Origin of the sequence: Bacteroides caecigallinarum (assembly GCF_021530995.1) — a bacterium.
Lineage (GTDB): Bacteria > Bacteroidota > Bacteroidia > Bacteroidales > Bacteroidaceae > Phocaeicola > Phocaeicola faecigallinarum.
In genome coordinates, this window is the sequence record NZ_JADYTF010000303.1 from 1 (window position 1) to 410 (window position 410).

1 protein-coding gene is annotated in these 410 nt (G+C 49.3%); it reads left to right on the forward strand.

What is annotated here, in order from left to right:
- Positions 1 to 21: 21 nt before the first annotated feature.
- On the forward strand, positions 22 to 410 hold a 389-nt coding region (locus I6E24_RS16745; RefSeq protein WP_235329841.1), incomplete at its 3' end, for a transposase.

The window sequence follows — 410 nt, forward strand, 5'->3', positions numbered from 1 at the left end:
GGTCTGTTAAGGGGCATGACCTTGAAAGACGCGGCTAATCTCCTGGGCGTATCCTGGGATACCGTCAAGGAAATCCATACCCGTCATCTTGAATACCATTACGCGCCTCCTTCCCTTGAGGGAGTGGACAGCATCGGCATAGATGAATTCGCAGTCAGGAGAGGGCATGTGTACAAGACAATCGTGGTTGACTTGAAGAGCGGCCGTATTCTTTATGTCGGTAACGGCAAGGGAGCAAATGCCCTGGACGGCTTTTGGAAACGGGTCAGAAGAAAGGGTGTTGACATCAAATATATTGCAACAGACCTCTCTGCCGCCTTTATCTCCTCTGTATATGAGAATTGCCCAAATGCGGTGCACGTGTTTGACCATTTCCATGTGGTAAAGCTTATGAACGAGAAGCTGGATGA